This is a genomic window from Pseudomonas sp. PDM28 (assembly GCF_019219115.1).
Lineage (GTDB): Bacteria > Pseudomonadota > Gammaproteobacteria > Pseudomonadales > Pseudomonadaceae > Aquipseudomonas > Aquipseudomonas laurylsulfatiphila.
On sequence record NZ_JAHUWG010000008.1, the window covers coordinates 295,136 to 309,823 of the forward strand.

The window sequence follows — 14,688 nt, forward strand, 5'->3', positions numbered from 1 at the left end:
AGGATGTCGGTTTCAAGAGGTCGCAAAGCCTACGGAAGACCCTCCTAAGTTTATGTAGGAATATTCCTAAATAAGTGCCGGTTAGTCTGACGCTTGCCAAGGAAACCTTGGCCTTCATTCCGTAGTACTCGGACTCCAGAACGCCTGCACCACCAGGGTCGAGGTCGAAATCCGTGCCACCAGCGCATCCAGCTCATCCCCGTCGACCGAGGTGGTCGCCAGGGTGGCCTCGATTTCAATTTCATCCGTGCCGAAGGCATGCACATCGACATCGCTGGCCGGATAGTTGCTGCGCTCCAGCTCGGCTTCGAGCAAGGCCAGCACGGTTTTCTGCTGCGTACGCCGGGCGATGACATAGACGATGTTGGTGACTTCCGCCGAAATCACGTCCAGCGGTTGACGGTTGATGTTGTTGACGATCGGTCGCAGCAAGGTGTTGGCCGCGAGCACGAACAGCGTGCCGAGCAAGGCCTCGGCCAGCAGGTCGGCACCGGCACAGGCACCGACCGCCGCCGAGGTCCAGAGGGTGGCAGCCGTATTGAGGCCGCGCACATTGCCCTCCTCGCGCATGATCACCCCGGCACCGAGAAAGCCGATGCCGGAAACCACGTAGGCAACGACCCGCACGGCGCCGTCGGCACCGCCGAGCCGGTTGGCCATGTCGACGAAAATCGCCGCGCCCACCGCCACCAGCACGTTGGTGCGCAGGCCGGCGGTGCGCTGCCGGTACTGGCGCTCGAAACCGATCAGGCCACCGAGGATGAAGGCCGCGCTGAGGCTGACCAGGGTGTCGAGCAGGGAGGTCAGGTTGAGGTTGTTGATAGCTTGCATAAAAACTCCTTAAGAAACCCACGATCCCCTGTGGCGAGGGGGCTTGCCCCCGTTGGGTTGCGAAGCGACCCCAAGACTGAAAAACGCGGTGCTTCCAGTAAACCGTGCTCTCAGGTTTTGCGGTTGCTGCGCAACCGAACGGGGGCAAGCCCCCTCGCCACAAGGGTTATGCGGACACTCCTTATTGCCAGCCAAACCGCCGAATGTAGAACCCCTTCACCGCCTGGGTCAGCGCCATGTACGCCAGCAGGATCACCGGCAGGAACGCGAAGTACAGCGATGGCAATGCCTGCAGCTTGAAGTAATGCGCCAGCGGTCCCATCGGCAGGAAAATCCCCACGGCCATGATCAACCCGGTCATCACCAGCAACGGCATGGCCGCGCGGCTTTGCAGGAACGGGATCTTCGGCGTGCGGATCATGTGCACGATCAGTGTCTGGGTCAGCAGCCCGACCACGAACCAGCCGGACTGGAACAGGGTCTGGTGATCCGGGGTGTTGGCATCGAACACGTACCACATCAAGGCGAACGTGGTGATGTCGAAGATCGAACTGATCGGCCCGAAAAACAGCATGAAGCGCCCGACATCCGCCGGCTGCCAGCGCTGCGGTTGCTTGAGCATCTCGTCGTCGACGTTATCGAACGGAATGGCAATCTGCGAAATGTCATAGAGCAGGTTCTGCACCAGCAGGTGCATCGGCAGCATCGGCAGGAAGGGGATGAACGCACTGGCCACCAGCACCGAGAACACGTTGCCGAAGTTCGAACTGGCGGTCATCTTGATGTACTTGAGCATGTTGGCGAAGGTGCGGCGCCCTTCCAGCACACCCTCCTCCAGCACCATCAGGCTCTTTTCCAGCAGGATGATGTCGGCCGCCTCCTTGGCGATGTCCACGGCGCTGTCCACGGAAATACCGATGTCGGCCGTGCGCAGGGCCGGGGCGTCGTTGATCCCGTCGCCCATGAAACCGACCACATGGCCGTTGCCCTTGAGCAGTCGGACGATGCGTTCCTTGTGCGACGGCGTCAGTTTGGCGAAGACGTTGGTGGTTTCCACGGCTTTCGCCAGTTCGGTGTCGCTCATGCGTTCGATGTCGTTGCCCATCAGCAGACCCTGCTGCTCCAGGCCGACTTCGCGGCAGATCTTCGCCGTCACCAGCTCGTTGTCGCCGGTCAGCACTTTCACCGCCACGCCGTGGGCCGCCAGCGCCTTGAGGGCCGGCGCGGTGCTTTCTTTCGGCGGATCGAGAAAGGCTACGTAACCGATCAGCGTCAGGGCCTGTTCATCGGCCAGGCTGTAGGTGTCGCGACCTTCGATCATCGGCCGCGCTGCGACCGCCACCACCCGCAGGCCCTCGGCGTTGAACGTGGCCGTAACCTGACGGATTCGCGCCAGCAGTTCTTCGGTCAAGACATCATCGACTTCGCCGTGACGCACCCGCGAGCACACCGCCAGCACCTCTTCTACCGCCCCCTTGCAGATCAGCAGGTGCGGCTGATCGCGCTCGGCGACCACCACCGACATGAGCCGGCGAGTGAAGTCGAACGGAATCTCGTCGACCTTGCGAAACGCCGTGCCGACTTTCAATTCACGATGGATTTCGACGTGTTCGAGCACCGCCACATCCAGCAGGTTTTTCAAGCCGGTCTGGTAGTAGCTGTTGAGGTAGGCCATTTCCAGCACGTCATCGGAATCGTTGCCCCAGACGTCGACGTTGCGCGCCAGGAAGATCTTGTCCTGGGTCAGGGTGCCGGTCTTGTCGGTGCACAGCACGTCCATGGCGCCAAAGTTCTGGATCGCGTCGAGGCGTTTGACGATGACTTTCTTGCGCGACAGGAACACCGCGCCCTTGGCCAGGGTCGAGGTGACGATCATCGGCAGCATTTCCGGGGTCAGACCCACGGCAATCGACAGCGCGAACAGCAGCGCTTCGGTCCAGTCGCCCTTGGTGAAACCGTTGATAAACAACACCAGCGGCGCCATCACGAACATGAAGCGGATCAACAGCCAGCTGACTTTGTTGACGCCGGTCTGGAACGAAGTCGGCGCGCGATCCGTCGCACCGACCCGCTGAGCCAGGGCACCGAAATAGGTGCTGTTGCCGGTGGTGAGGATCACCGCCATGGCCGTGCCGGACACCACGTTGGTGCCCATGAACAGGATGTTGTCCAGGTCCAGCGGGTTGAGCGTGTCGCGGTCCTGCTGCCGGGAAAATTTTTCCACCGGCATCGATTCGCCGGTCATGGCCGCCTGACTGACGAACAGGTCCTTGGCGCTGAGCACCCGGCAATCGGCGGGAATCATGTCCCCGGCAGACAACACGATCAGGTCGCCCGGCACCAGTTGTTTGATCGGCAATTCGATGCGCTGCGCGCGGTGCTCCTCAAGGTCCCGGCGCATCACCGTGGCCGTGTTGCTGACCATGGCCTTGAGGGCATCGGCGGCCTGGTTGGATTTGGTTTCCTGCCAGAAACGCAGCAAGGTCGAGAGCACCACCATGGAGAAAATCACGATGGCGGCTTTCATGTCCTCGGTCAGCCAGGAGATGACCGCCAGCAGCGTCAGCAGCAGGTTGAACGGATTCTTGTAGCAGTGCCACAGGTGCGTCCACCAGGGCAGCGGTTGTTCGTGCTCGACTTCATTGAGGCCGAACTGCTCGCGCAGGGCATCGGCTTCAGGTTCGCTCAAGCCATCGGTGTGGGAGCCGAGTGTGTTGAGCAACTGGCCGGTGTCGCTGCCGGCAGCGGCCACCAGGGTTTGCGCCAGGGTGGGCGGGACTTCACGGCTGACCGTGGTGTCGGTGAAGGTTTCCAGCAACGCCAGGCGACGGAAGTGCCGGGCGATGTGGCGGTTACGCAGGAAGCCTGCGAAGAATTCCTTGAGGGTAAGTTTCATGGCTGGTGCCCCTTTGGTCAGCCGGGAAACCGTCGAGCAGGCAGGTCCACGCCTTTGCCGCCGGAACAACCGGCAAGGCAAGGCCTGGCGCGCCGGTCACGAATGACAGGCGTGTCGATAGAGCGGCGGCCACGACAAAAAAATCGAAACCACGCACTGTTCAGTGTCGATGAGAGGGTCGTCGGGACACGGCCGGGACTGGCCATGATCAGGATGCCGCTGCTCGCTTGTCGGCGAGACAACGGCACAGGAGACTGCGCGTTATCTTGCCGAGAAAATGCCGGTTACCGAGACCGGCCGACAACTGTCACTCGAACAAGTACCCACTGTGGGTCTCCGTAATGGATGAAAACGCGCGAAGCTTACGCCCCGATGTTTGGAGAGTAAACCCGTTACAAAACCTTGCAGGGGGAAACGCGGGGTTCTTCAGGAAGGGTTCAGGAAAAGCAAAAGATCGCAGCCTTCGGCAGCTCCTACAGGGTGATGTGTACACCTGTAGGAGCTGCCGCAGGCTGCGATCTTTTCAACAATCAGCTGGCCGTAGCCAACAACAGATCCACCACCGACCGCCCATGCCCGCGATGCTTGCCATGCTCATACAACGACCCGGCAATCTCATCGGCACGGATCGGCAGGATCGACAGCAAGGTGTCGCTCAGCCCGTGGCTGGCCTGGCAAAAGCCCTGCATATAGAGGCCGGCCTTGCAGCGCTCGTCGGTGATCAGTTTGTAGTTGCGGTCGACTTCAAAGTCACCGAGGTATTCCTCCAGCGGCGCCAGCAGCTTGCGGTGCATCTGCCGCTCGTAACCGGTGGCCAGGACCACGGCGTCGTAGTGACGCACCGAGACTTCACCGGTGGCGTTGTTGCGCAGCACCAGTTCGACGCCGCGTTCGTTGGCGGTGGCCTTTTCGATCGTGGTCAGGGTATGGAACGCATGACGGGCGATGCCCGAGACCTTCTGCCGGTAGAAGATGCCGTAGATGCGCTCGATCAGATCGATGTCCACCACCGAATAGTTGGTGTTGTGGTACTCGTTGACCAGGCGCTCGCGCTCGCTGTCGGGCTGCTGGAACACCAGGTCGGTGAACTCCGGCGAGAACACTTCGTTGACGAAGGGGCTGTCGTCGGCCGGCTTGAGTGCCGAGCCGCGCAGGATCATGTTCACCTGCACCGATGGGAAGCTGTCGTTCAAATCGATGAAGGCCTCGGCGGCGCTCTGCCCGCCACCGATGATCGCAATGTTCATCGGCTGGTTGTTCACGCACGGCTGCTTGGCCATCTGCGCCAGGTACTGGGAATGGTGGAACACCCGGCCGTCGTCCTTGAGCGCCTTGAACACTTCGGGAATACGCGGCGTGCCACCGGCGCTGACCACCACCGAACGGGTGGTGCGTACCTGTTGATGACCACTCGCATCGCGGGAAATCACCCGCAATGCCTCGACCTGATGGTTGTGCAGCACCGGCTCGATGGTCAGCACTTCTTCACCGTAGCGGCTTTGCGCCGCGAACTGCCCGGCAACCCAGCGCAGGTAGTCGTTGTACTCCATGCGGCACGGATAGAAGGTGCCCAGGTTGATGAAGTCCACCAGGCGCCCGTGGGCCTTGAGGTAATTGACGAACGAATAAGGACTGGTCGGATTGCGCAGGGTCACCAGGTCCTTGAGGAAGGAAATCTGCAACTCGCTCTGGGTCACCAGGGTGTTGCCGTGCCAACGGTAGTCGGCCTGCTTGTCGAGAAACAGCACATCCAGGTTGCCCTGGCTCGCCCCGCGCTCTTGCAGCGCGATGGCCAATGCCAGGTTCGACGGGCCGAAACCGACGCCGATCAGGTCGTGAACGAGGGGCGATGCAATAGCCTGTGTCATTTCCAGTGTCCTCTGGATGTTCCCCGCAACAGCGGGACATTGAACCTAAGTGACCTGACAGGCCTTGGGCCGCACAACAGGTCGTCTGTTGAGTAGGAACGAGGACAATGGAACTAAATTTAACGGGGCTTGATGAATCCCGGAGGATCAGTGGCCTTCCCACTGACGCATCCGCAGACGGCAATGCTTCATGGCATTGACGATGTGCTTTTCCACCAGCGCACGGGAAATGCCCAGTTGCCCGGCGATTTCCAGATGGGACAGGCCCTCGATCTTGCGCAGCAGAAAACTCTCGCGGCACAGCCGTGGCAGTTCCGCCAGGGCACGCTGGAGCATGTCCAGGCGCTGGCCGTGATCGAGGACCTTGTGCGGTGAAGGTATGAAGCTGCCTTCTTCGCTGTCGAGTACGTCCAGTGGCTCGGTGCGCCGCAAGGCGTTGCGCCGATGGTCATCGACGACCAGGTTGAGAGCGGTGCGATAAAGGAATGCCCGGGGCTGCTCGATCGGTGTATCGCTGGAACGCTCCAGGACCCGCAGGTAAGCGTCATGCACCACATCTTCGGCCACCTGACGGTTGCCCAGCCTGGCGTTCAGGAAACACACCAGCTCGCGATAGTAGTTTTCCAACATGACTCCCGTCCGCACGGGGGTGCGGTTGCTGTCCTTGAGCCGTCTCGGCGACCGCTGGAACACGCAGTGGCACGATAGTGGCAGTTTGAGAAGTGTAATTTATAGTAATTCTCATATAGATTTAAAGTATTGCTTCACCTCGCCCGATAAATAGCCCCCCGTAGGTGTTACGTCGTGTGTCTGGGGCTAAATTCCCGGGGGCTTTCATCGTCCTAAGGACAGCTCCCCGTCTCTGCCCGGACGGGCCGATTTCCCAAGGCCGGAACCCTGCATGAAACGCCCCCGACAGACCCGACGCGCCCTGCTTGCAGCACTTTGTCTGATCCCCGTGGTGGCCGTCGCCGCCTGGCAGTTCATCCCACCGGGCCGCGACCAGTTCACCACCGTCCAGGTCAGCCGTGCCGACATTGAAAGCAGCGTCACCGCCCTGGGCACCCTGCAACCGCGACGCTATGTCGACGTCGGCGCCCAGGCCTCCGGGCAAATCCACAAGATCCACGTGGAAGTCGGCGACCGGGTCAAGGAAGGCCAGTTGCTGGTGGAAATCGACCCGTCCACGCAACAGGCCAAACTCGATGCCGGACGCTTCTCCATCGAAAACCTCAAGGCGCAGCTGCAGGAGCAGCGGGCGCAACACGAACTGGCCCGGCAGAAATACCAGCGCCAGCAGAACCTCGCCGCTGGCGGCGCCACCCGCGAAGAAGACGTGCAGACCGCCCAGGCCGAACTGCGCGTGACCCAGGCGCGCATCGACATGTTCCAGGCGCAGATCCGCCAGGCCGAAGCCAGCCTGCGCAGCGATCAGGCGGAGCTCGGCTACACGCGGATTTATGCACCGATGGCCGGCACAGTGGTCGCGCTGGATGCCCGCGAGGGCCAGACCCTCAACGCCCAGCAGCAGACACCGCTGATCCTGCGCATCGCCAAGCTGTCGCCGATGACCGTGTGGGCCGAGGTCTCGGAGGCCGACATCGGCCACGTCAAACCCGGCATGCACGCCTGGTTCACCACCCTGAGCGGCGGCACCCGGCGCTGGACCAGCACCGTGCGGCAAATCCTCCCCGTGCCGCCCAAGCCGCTGGACCAGACCAGCCAGGGCGGCGGCAGCCCTGCCAGCACCAGCAAAAGCGGGAGTGCCCGCGTGGTGCTGTACACCGTGTTGCTGGATGTCGACAACGCCGACAACGCGCTGATGGCGGAAATGACCACCCAGGTGTTCTTCGTCGCCAACCAGGCGCAAAACGTCCTCACCGCACCCATCGCCGCCCTGCAAACCGGCGCACAGCCAGACCTGCAGACCGCGCAAGTGGTCGCCAAAAACGGCAGCATCGAACAGCGCAACGTGCGCACCGGCATCAGTGACCGCCTGCGGGTGCAGATCCTCGACGGCCTGCAAGAAGGCGATCACCTGTTGATCGGCCCGGTCGACGGGAGTGGCGGCTGAATGCAGACGCCCCTGATCGAACTTTCGGACATCCGCAAAGCCTACGGCGGTGGCGACGCGCCTGAAGTTCACGTATTGCGCGGCATCGACCTGTCGATCCATGCCGGGGAGTTCGTGGCGATTGTCGGCGCTTCCGGTTCCGGCAAGTCGACGCTGATGAACATCCTCGGCTGCCTCGACCGTCCGACCTCGGGCGAATACCGTTTCGCCGGGGAAAACGTCGCCGCCCTCGACAGCGACGAACTGGCCTGGCTGCGGCGCGAAGCCTTCGGTTTCGTGTTCCAGGGCTACCACCTGATTCCATCCGGTTCGGCCCAGGAAAACGTCGAGATGCCGGCGATCTACGCAGGCACCCCGGCCGCCGAACGCCACGCCCGCGCCGCCGCCCTGCTCGACCGCCTCGGCCTGGCTTCGCGCACCGGCAACCGCCCCCACCAGCTCTCCGGCGGCCAGCAGCAACGGGTGTCGATCGCCCGTGCGCTGATGAACGGCGGCCACATCATCCTTGCCGACGAACCCACCGGCGCCCTCGACAGCCACAGCGGCGCCGAGGTCATGAGCCTGCTCGACGAACTGGCGAGCCAGGGCCACGTGGTGATCCTCATCACCCACGACCGCGAAGTGGCGACCCGGGCCAAACGCATCATCGAGATCCGCGACGGCCTGATCATCAGCGACAGCGCCGCTGAAAACCCGACCGCGCAACATTCGGCCACCCCCGGTGCACTACAAGCCGTCGACCTGCGCAAGCGCTTGAGTGAAGGCGCCGAAGCCACCGGCGCCTGGAAGGGCGAATTGGTCGACGCCGTGCACGCGGCGTGGCGGGTGATGTGGATCAACAAGTTCCGCACCGCGCTGACCTTGCTCGGGATCATCATCGGCGTCGCCTCGGTGGTGGTCATGCTGGCCGTCGGTGAAGGCAGCAAGCGTCAAGTGATGGCGCAGATGGGCGCGTTCGGTTCCAACATCATTTACCTCAGCGGCTCGGCGCCCAATCCGCGCACGCCGATGGGCATCATCACCCTCGATGAGGTCGCGGCGATTGCCAGCCTGCCCCAGGTCACGCGGATCATGCCGGTCAACGGCCAGGAGGCCGGGGTGCGCTTCGGCAACCTGGATCACATGAGCTATGTCGGTGGCAACGACACCAACTTCCCGGCGATCTTCAACTGGCCGGTGGTCGAAGGCAGCTACTTCACCCACGCCGATGAACAGAACGCCGCGGCGGTCGCGGTGATCGGGCACAAGGTGCGGACCAAGTTGCTCAAGGACGTGGCCAACCCGATCGGCCAGTACATCCTGATCGAAAACGTACCTTTCCAGGTGGTCGGCGTGCTCGCCGAAAAAGGCGCCAGCTCCGGCGACTCCGACAGCGACGACCGCATTGCCATCCCCTACTCCGCCGCCAGTGTGCGCCTGTTCGGCACGCACAATCCCGAGTACATCGCCATCGCCGCCGCCGACGCGCGCAAGGTCAAGGACACCGAAAAAGCCATCGAGCAATTGATGCTGCGCCTGCACGACGGCAAGCACGATTTCGAACTGACCAACAACGCCGCGATGATCCAGGCCGAGGCACGCACGCAAAACACCCTGTCGCTGATGCTCGGTTCGATTGCCGCCATTTCGCTGCTGGTGGGCGGGATCGGCGTGATGAACATCATGCTCATGACCGTGCGCGAACGGACTCGTGAGATCGGTATCCGCATGGCCACCGGCGCGCGCCAGCGCGACATCCTGCGCCAGTTCCTCACCGAGGCGGTGATGCTCTCGGTGGTGGGCGGCCTCACCGGGATCGCCCTGGCGCTGATCGTCGGTGGCGTGCTGATTTTCAGTGAAGTGGCTGTCGCGTTCTCCCTGATAGCGGTACTGGGCGCCTTCGGCTGCGCCCTGGTCACCGGTGTTGTTTTCGGCTTTATGCCGGCCCGCAAAGCTGCCCGACTCGACCCGGTCACGGCCCTTACCAGTGAATGATCGATTGATGAAGCCGCCACTCAGTGTGTTAACCCTGTGCCTGTTGCTCGGTGCCTGCGGCACCCCGGCCCAGCGCCCCGACAGCGGCATCCAGCCGCCGGCCGCCTGGCAATCGCCGCACACTGCAGCCGCAGTCCATGACAACCAACAATGGTGGAATCGCTTCGGCAGTCCGCAGCTGGGTCGCCTGATCGAACAGGCGCGGCTCGGCAGTTACGATTTGGCCGCCGCCATCGCCAGAGTGCGCCAGGCCCAGGCCGATACGGTCATCGCCGGCGGCTCGCAACTGCCGGAGGTCAAGGCCGCGGCCAATGCCAATCGCCAGAAGCTGATACGGGGCAACGGCTACAGTCAGCTCGATGCCGACAGCGATAACGACGCCGTCGACTACTTCAATGCGAACCTGGTGGCCAGCTACGAAATCGATTTCTGGGGCGGCCAGCAGGCCAGCCGCGACAGTGCGCAGTTCAGTCTGAACGCCAGCGAGTTTGATCAGGCCATCGTGGAGTTGACCTTGCTCAGCGGCGTGGCCAACAGTTACGCGCAAGCCTTGTCGTTGCAGGAACAAAGCCGCATCGCCGAGTTGAACCTGGCCAATGCGCAAAGCGTGCTGAAACTGGTACAGACCCGCTTCGATTCAGGCTCGGCCACGGCCCTGGAACTGGCGCAGCAAAAAAGCCTGGTGGCGGCGCAGCAACGCCAGCTGCCGCTGGTGCGGCAACAGGCCGAGGAGGCGCGAATCAGCCTCGCCGCCCTGCTCGGCCGTCCAGTACAGGCACTGTCCCTGGGTCAGGAACGCTTCGATCAACTGACCTGGCCGGCCATCGACGCCGGGGTGCCCAGCCAGTTGCTCAGCCGCCGTCCGGACATTGCCCGGGCCGAGGCGCAACTGGCCGCCGCCCAGGCCGACGTCACCGTCGCCCGGGCCGCGATGCTACCGACCGTGACCCTCACCGCCGAAATCGGCTCCGGGGCCGACCGGGCCGACGATATCCTGCGCAGTCCCTTCTACAACCTCACCGCCGGGCTGCTTGCACCGGTGTTCAACAACGGCCGCCTCGGCGCCCAGCGCGACAAGGCCACGGCGCGCCAGCAAGAACTGCTGGAAACCTATCGCGGCGCGATCATCAATGGCTTCGCCGACGTCGAAAAAGCCCTCAACAGCATTCGCGGGCTGGATGAACAGCGCGGCTGGCAGAGTGAAGAACTGAGCCAGGCACAGACCGCGTTCAACATCGCGCAAAGCCGTTACCAGGCCGGGGCCGAGGATTTGCTGACGGTCCTGGAAACCCAACGCACGCTGTATGCGGCGCAGGATTTGAATGTGCAACTGCGCTTGTCGCGGATGCAGGCGAGTATTGCGTTGTACAAGGCGTTGGGTGGGGGGTGGCAGGCGCTCTGAGGCTGCGATCTTTTGCTTTCACGGCCGCTGCGTACGCCATCGCTGGCAAGCCAGCTCCCACAGGTTATGCGTCGTGCCCGGATCATGCGGCAAACACAAAACCTTGTGGGAGCTGGCTTGCCAGCGAAGAGGCCGGCACACCCAACATCAACTTTGCCTGCCAGTCAGCCATCGCGAACAAGCTCGCTCCCACAGGGGTGGTGGGTGCCGCATGATTCAGGCACAACACATGACCTGTGGGAGCTGGCTTGCCAGCGAAGAGGCCGGCACATCCAACATCAACTTTGCCTGCCAGTCAGCCATCGCGAGCAAGCTCGCTCCCACAGGGGGTGGTGGGTGCCGCATGATTCAGGCACAACACATGACCTGTGGGAGCTGGCTTGCCAGCGATTGAACGATAACGCGATATCAAACCTGGCTCTGTTTAGCCTTCAGATTGCGCGCATACCACGGCCGCTGCGGCACCTTGCGGAACAAATCCTTCAGCTTCTTCTCGTCCTCGCCAAAGGTGATGCGCAACGCCAGCTTCATGGTTTCCGGGTCCATTTCCACTGACTTGCCCGCCTGCAACCCCGGCGTGGTGCTGCAGCCATGGGTGACCGGGCCGAGCCACGGGTCATCGATCTCGACCCAGCGCCCCGGCGCAAACCAGGGCACGCCATTGACCTGCAGCCGACTGACCTGCCCCGGGTGGAAGCGCTCATGGGCGCGGAACCAGTCCTCCAGACGATCGTCGATCCAGCCGTGGAAATGCCAGAACACCGGGTTCACATGGGAGGAAAACGGGTCGCCGAGAAAGTCGTTTTCCGCAGCGAACCAGCGCGCGGAAAAGTCCGCCGGATCACGGGCAAACGGCACCGGCTGACCGTTGGACGGATCACGCGGTACCGAAGCCCAGCGCATGTGCAGCCAGTCGTGCAGGCCCAACTCAACCTCCGAGCCGAACTGGCCGAGGGTCAGCGTCGACAGGTAACGCGGATCACGGTAGCGCGATTCCCAGACCTGGAAATTGCTGTGATACGTCTCGCCGGTCTTGATGTCACTGACCCATTGCGTGTACTCGTCATCGTCCTCGGCCAGCCAGGTCGGCGGCAACGCGGTGCCATCGTGGTTGTCGAAGTATCGGGCGAAGCCGGGCCGGTCCCGCGCCAGTTCCGGTTGCGGCAACGGGAAGTGCGTCCAGGACGGCAAGTCCTGCATCGAACGCGCCGTGCCAAGCATGTGCCGGTGCATGAAGAAAAAGTCCACGCCCGAACCGTTGCGATCCTTGCGTACACCTCGGCCATCGCGCTCCCTGTCTCGCGGACCGGGTTGCCAACCGAGCCCGCGCAGGGCGCCGCGCTGGTCTTCGGACAGCTTGTGCCACTTGTCCCGGGAGGCATGCCAGAGCTGGTGAAACAGACGGTGCTCCGGCGATACCAGCCAGGCCAGCAGGGCCGGATTGAGGCCGGTGCGTTCGCGCGCTTCAGGGAACACCTGTTTGACGGCAATGAAACGATTGTCCTGGGCCGTCAGCATCAGCGGGCGCTTGAGGTCCAGCACGCGCCCACTGAGACTGCCGCTGCCGGCGTTACCGAAACCGGCCCAGACCTCATCCAGGGTCATGTCGAACTCGTACTCGCAACAGCCGCTGGCGCCCAGCAGTCGCCAACCGAGCTGCTTCGGGTTGGCCTCGGACAGATCGCCGAGCACCCGGTAACGGGGCTCCTCGGCGGAGCGCAAACGCTCGGCGGTGTCGAAGAAACCGACGACGCCACGACCTTTGTGACCGATGTCGAGAAAGACCTCCAGCCCCTCCAAGGGCAAGCCTTCGATACCGGCGTCACGCCCTTCGAACCGAATCTGCCAGACCCCGCGCAAGGCGTCCGCCAACCGCTGGCCGGCCACGTCCGCCACGTCGAACGAGGCTTCGTCCGGGGTGATCGTCGGGTCCGGTTTGGTCAGTTCGCGATGCCCGTAGTAGACCGCAGGCACGGCAGCACCGGTCAGCGCCAGACCCGCGAGGAACCATCGTCGAGAAATCGTCATTGCCCTACCTGTGTCAGCCATGGAGCAGGCTTTATCCAAGCTAGAACGAGTGTTGCGCCGACAAATTTAAAGGCATCGCTGGCAAGCCAGCTCCCACAGGAACTGCGATACCCCTGTGGGAGCTGGCTTGCCAGCGATGAGGCCGGCACAAACACTAAATTCCTGTCCCAGCCACTCGTTCCCCCCAGATAGCAAAGGCCCCCGCGCCTGCCCCCCGACGGCGAACCTGACTGAGACGGCAATGACAAAACCACGTTCGAAAAAGGCTCTTTTCATCGGCTTGCCGCTGGCCCTGGCGATCAGCGCGGGGGCAGGCTTCGCGGTTTGGGACTACTGGTTCAGGGACAATCCCGGCTACCCGGTGAAGGTGATGAAACAGGCCGATCAACTGCAGGAACGTATCCTCTCGTTCGACAGCCACATCACCGTACCGATGGACTTCGGCACCGCCGGCAACGAAGTCGACAAGGACGGCGAGGGCCAGTTTGACCTGGTCAAGATCGGACGCGGGCGCCTGTCCGGGGCGGCGCTGACGATTTTCGGCTGGCCGGAAATCTGGAACGGCCCCAACGCGCCCCATCGCCCGACCGCCGGTTTCGTCGACGAGGCCCGACACGAGCAGGAAACCCGCTACAAGATCATCAGCGCGATGGTGCGCGACTTCCCCCATCAAGTCGCCATCGCCTACACCCCCGACGACTTCCGTCGCCTGCACGGCGAAGGCAAGTTCGCGATTTTCATCAGCATGCTCAACGCCTACCCGCTGGGCAATGACCTCAACGCCCTGGACAAGTGGGCGGCGCGCGGCATGCGCATGTTCGGCTTCAGCTACGTGGGCAACAACGCCTGGGCCGACTCGTCGCGGCCCCTGCCGTTCTTCAATGATTCGCGGGACGCCCTCGGCGGGCTGTCGGACATCGGCAAGCAAGCGGTGCAGCGTCTCAATGACCTGGGCGTGATCATCGATGTGTCGCAGATGTCGACCAAGGCCCTGGAGCAGGTCGCGCACCTGAGCCGCACGCCGATGGTCGCCTCGCACTCGGCGCCGCGGGCCCTGGTGGACATCCCGCGCAACCTCAGCGATGCGGAAATGCAGTTGATCAAGAACAGCGGCGGCGTGGTGCAGATTGTCGGTTTCCCGACCTACATCCGCCCGCTGAGCCAGGCCACCCAGGACAAGCTCAACGCCCTGCGCGCGCGCTTCGACCTGCAACCGCTACAAGGCCTGGAGATGGCGCTGATGCCGGGTGACCCGGTGATCACCGTCTGGCCCGAGCAGCGTTTCGGCGAATACGCCAGCCAGCTCTATTCGATCCTCGACGAAGAACCCAAGGCCAGCCTCAAGGATTACGGCGACGCGATCGATTACGCCGTGAAAAAAATCGGCATCGACCACGTCGGCATCAGTTCCGACTTCAACGATGGCGGCGGCCTCGACGGCTGGAAAGACGTCAGTGAAGCCCGCAACGTGACCGCCGAACTGATCAGCCGCGGCTACAGCGAGGCCGACATCGCCAAGCTCTGGGGCGGCAATTTCCTGCGGGTCTGGGACCAGGTGCAAAAGTCCTCCCGGCCCGTGGTCCAGAACTGATTTTTCCTTTTGCCAAAGCGAACC

The 14,688-nt window shown here is 62.9% G+C and carries 9 protein-coding genes; 4 read left to right on the forward strand and 5 right to left on the reverse strand.

The features are described 5' to 3' along the window. Positions 1-114: 114 nt before the first annotated feature. From KW841_RS20035 to KW841_RS20050, 4 genes are all read right to left on the reverse strand, one after another. Positions 115-831, reverse strand: a complete 717-nt coding sequence (locus KW841_RS20035) for an MgtC/SapB family protein (RefSeq protein ID WP_218479364.1) — start codon at positions 829-831, stop codon at positions 115-117. 181 nt (positions 832-1,012) lie between these two features. Then, a complete protein-coding gene (gene mgtA, locus KW841_RS20040) occupies positions 1,013-3,727 on the reverse strand; it encodes a magnesium-translocating P-type ATPase (protein WP_218479366.1) in 2,715 nt (904 codons plus the stop codon). A gap of 530 nt (positions 3,728-4,257) precedes the next feature. After that, the gene (locus KW841_RS20045) at positions 4,258-5,595 is read right to left on the reverse strand and encodes a lysine N(6)-hydroxylase/L-ornithine N(5)-oxygenase family protein (protein ID WP_218479368.1); all 1,338 of its coding nucleotides are present in this window, start codon (positions 5,593-5,595) and stop codon (positions 4,258-4,260) included. Between the two features lie 147 nt (positions 5,596-5,742). Beyond that, positions 5,743-6,225, reverse strand: a complete 483-nt coding sequence (locus KW841_RS20050; protein WP_218479369.1) for a sigma-70 family RNA polymerase sigma factor — start codon at positions 6,223-6,225, stop codon at positions 5,743-5,745. Positions 6,226-6,496: 271 nt separating this feature from the next. Between KW841_RS20050 and KW841_RS20055 the strand changes: the two genes are divergently transcribed. The 3 genes from KW841_RS20055 to KW841_RS20065 are packed head-to-tail and all read left to right on the forward strand — an operon-like array spanning position 6,497 to position 11,045. After that, complete coding sequence (locus KW841_RS20055) at positions 6,497-7,669, forward strand: efflux RND transporter periplasmic adaptor subunit (protein ID WP_095968023.1); 1,173 nt, start codon at positions 6,497-6,499, stop codon at positions 7,667-7,669. Next, on the forward strand, positions 7,670-9,643 hold the full coding sequence (locus KW841_RS20060; RefSeq protein ID WP_218479371.1) for a MacB family efflux pump subunit: 1,974 nt from the start codon (positions 7,670-7,672) through the stop codon (positions 9,641-9,643). 7 nt (positions 9,644-9,650) lie between these two features. Next, entirely contained in the window at positions 9,651-11,045 is a 1,395-nt protein-coding gene (locus KW841_RS20065; protein WP_218479373.1) for an efflux transporter outer membrane subunit, read from the forward strand. Positions 11,046-11,453: 408 nt separating this feature from the next. On the opposite strand, the gene KW841_RS20070 is transcribed toward KW841_RS20065, so the two are convergent. Next, positions 11,454-13,073 carry a PvdJ/PvdD/PvdP-like protein gene (locus KW841_RS20070; protein ID WP_218479375.1) on the reverse strand — a complete coding sequence of 540 codons (1,620 nt, stop codon included), beginning with the start codon at positions 13,071-13,073 and terminating at the stop codon, positions 11,454-11,456. A gap of 241 nt (positions 13,074-13,314) precedes the next feature. Between KW841_RS20070 and pvdM the strand changes: the two genes are divergently transcribed. Continuing rightward, a complete protein-coding gene (gene pvdM / locus KW841_RS20075) occupies positions 13,315-14,664 on the forward strand; it encodes a pyoverdine-tailoring dipeptidase-like protein PvdM (RefSeq protein ID WP_218479377.1) in 1,350 nt (449 codons plus the stop codon). Positions 14,665-14,688: the final 24 nt, after the last annotated feature.

Excerpts from the sequence above, each read along its gene's own strand:
- KW841_RS20065 (WP_218479373.1), top strand. The coding sequence starts at position 9,651 with ATGAAGCCGCCACTCAGTGTGTTAACCCTGTGCCTGTTGCTCGGTGCC.
- pvdM (WP_218479377.1), top strand. The coding sequence starts at position 13,315 with ATGACAAAACCACGTTCGAAAAAGGCTCTTTTCATCGGCTTGCCGCTG.
- KW841_RS20050 (WP_218479369.1), bottom strand. The coding sequence starts at position 6,225 with ATGTTGGAAAACTACTATCGCGAGCTGGTGTGTTTCCTGAACGCCAGG.
- KW841_RS20055 (WP_095968023.1), top strand. The coding sequence starts at position 6,497 with ATGAAACGCCCCCGACAGACCCGACGCGCCCTGCTTGCAGCACTTTGT.
- mgtA (WP_218479366.1), bottom strand. The coding sequence starts at position 3,727 with ATGAAACTTACCCTCAAGGAATTCTTCGCAGGCTTCCTGCGTAACCGC.
- KW841_RS20060 (WP_218479371.1), top strand. The coding sequence starts at position 7,670 with ATGCAGACGCCCCTGATCGAACTTTCGGACATCCGCAAAGCCTACGGC.
- KW841_RS20070 (WP_218479375.1), bottom strand. The coding sequence starts at position 13,073 with ATGACGATTTCTCGACGATGGTTCCTCGCGGGTCTGGCGCTGACCGGT.
- KW841_RS20035 (WP_218479364.1), bottom strand. The coding sequence starts at position 831 with ATGCAAGCTATCAACAACCTCAACCTGACCTCCCTGCTCGACACCCTG.
- KW841_RS20045 (WP_218479368.1), bottom strand. The coding sequence starts at position 5,595 with ATGACACAGGCTATTGCATCGCCCCTCGTTCACGACCTGATCGGCGTC.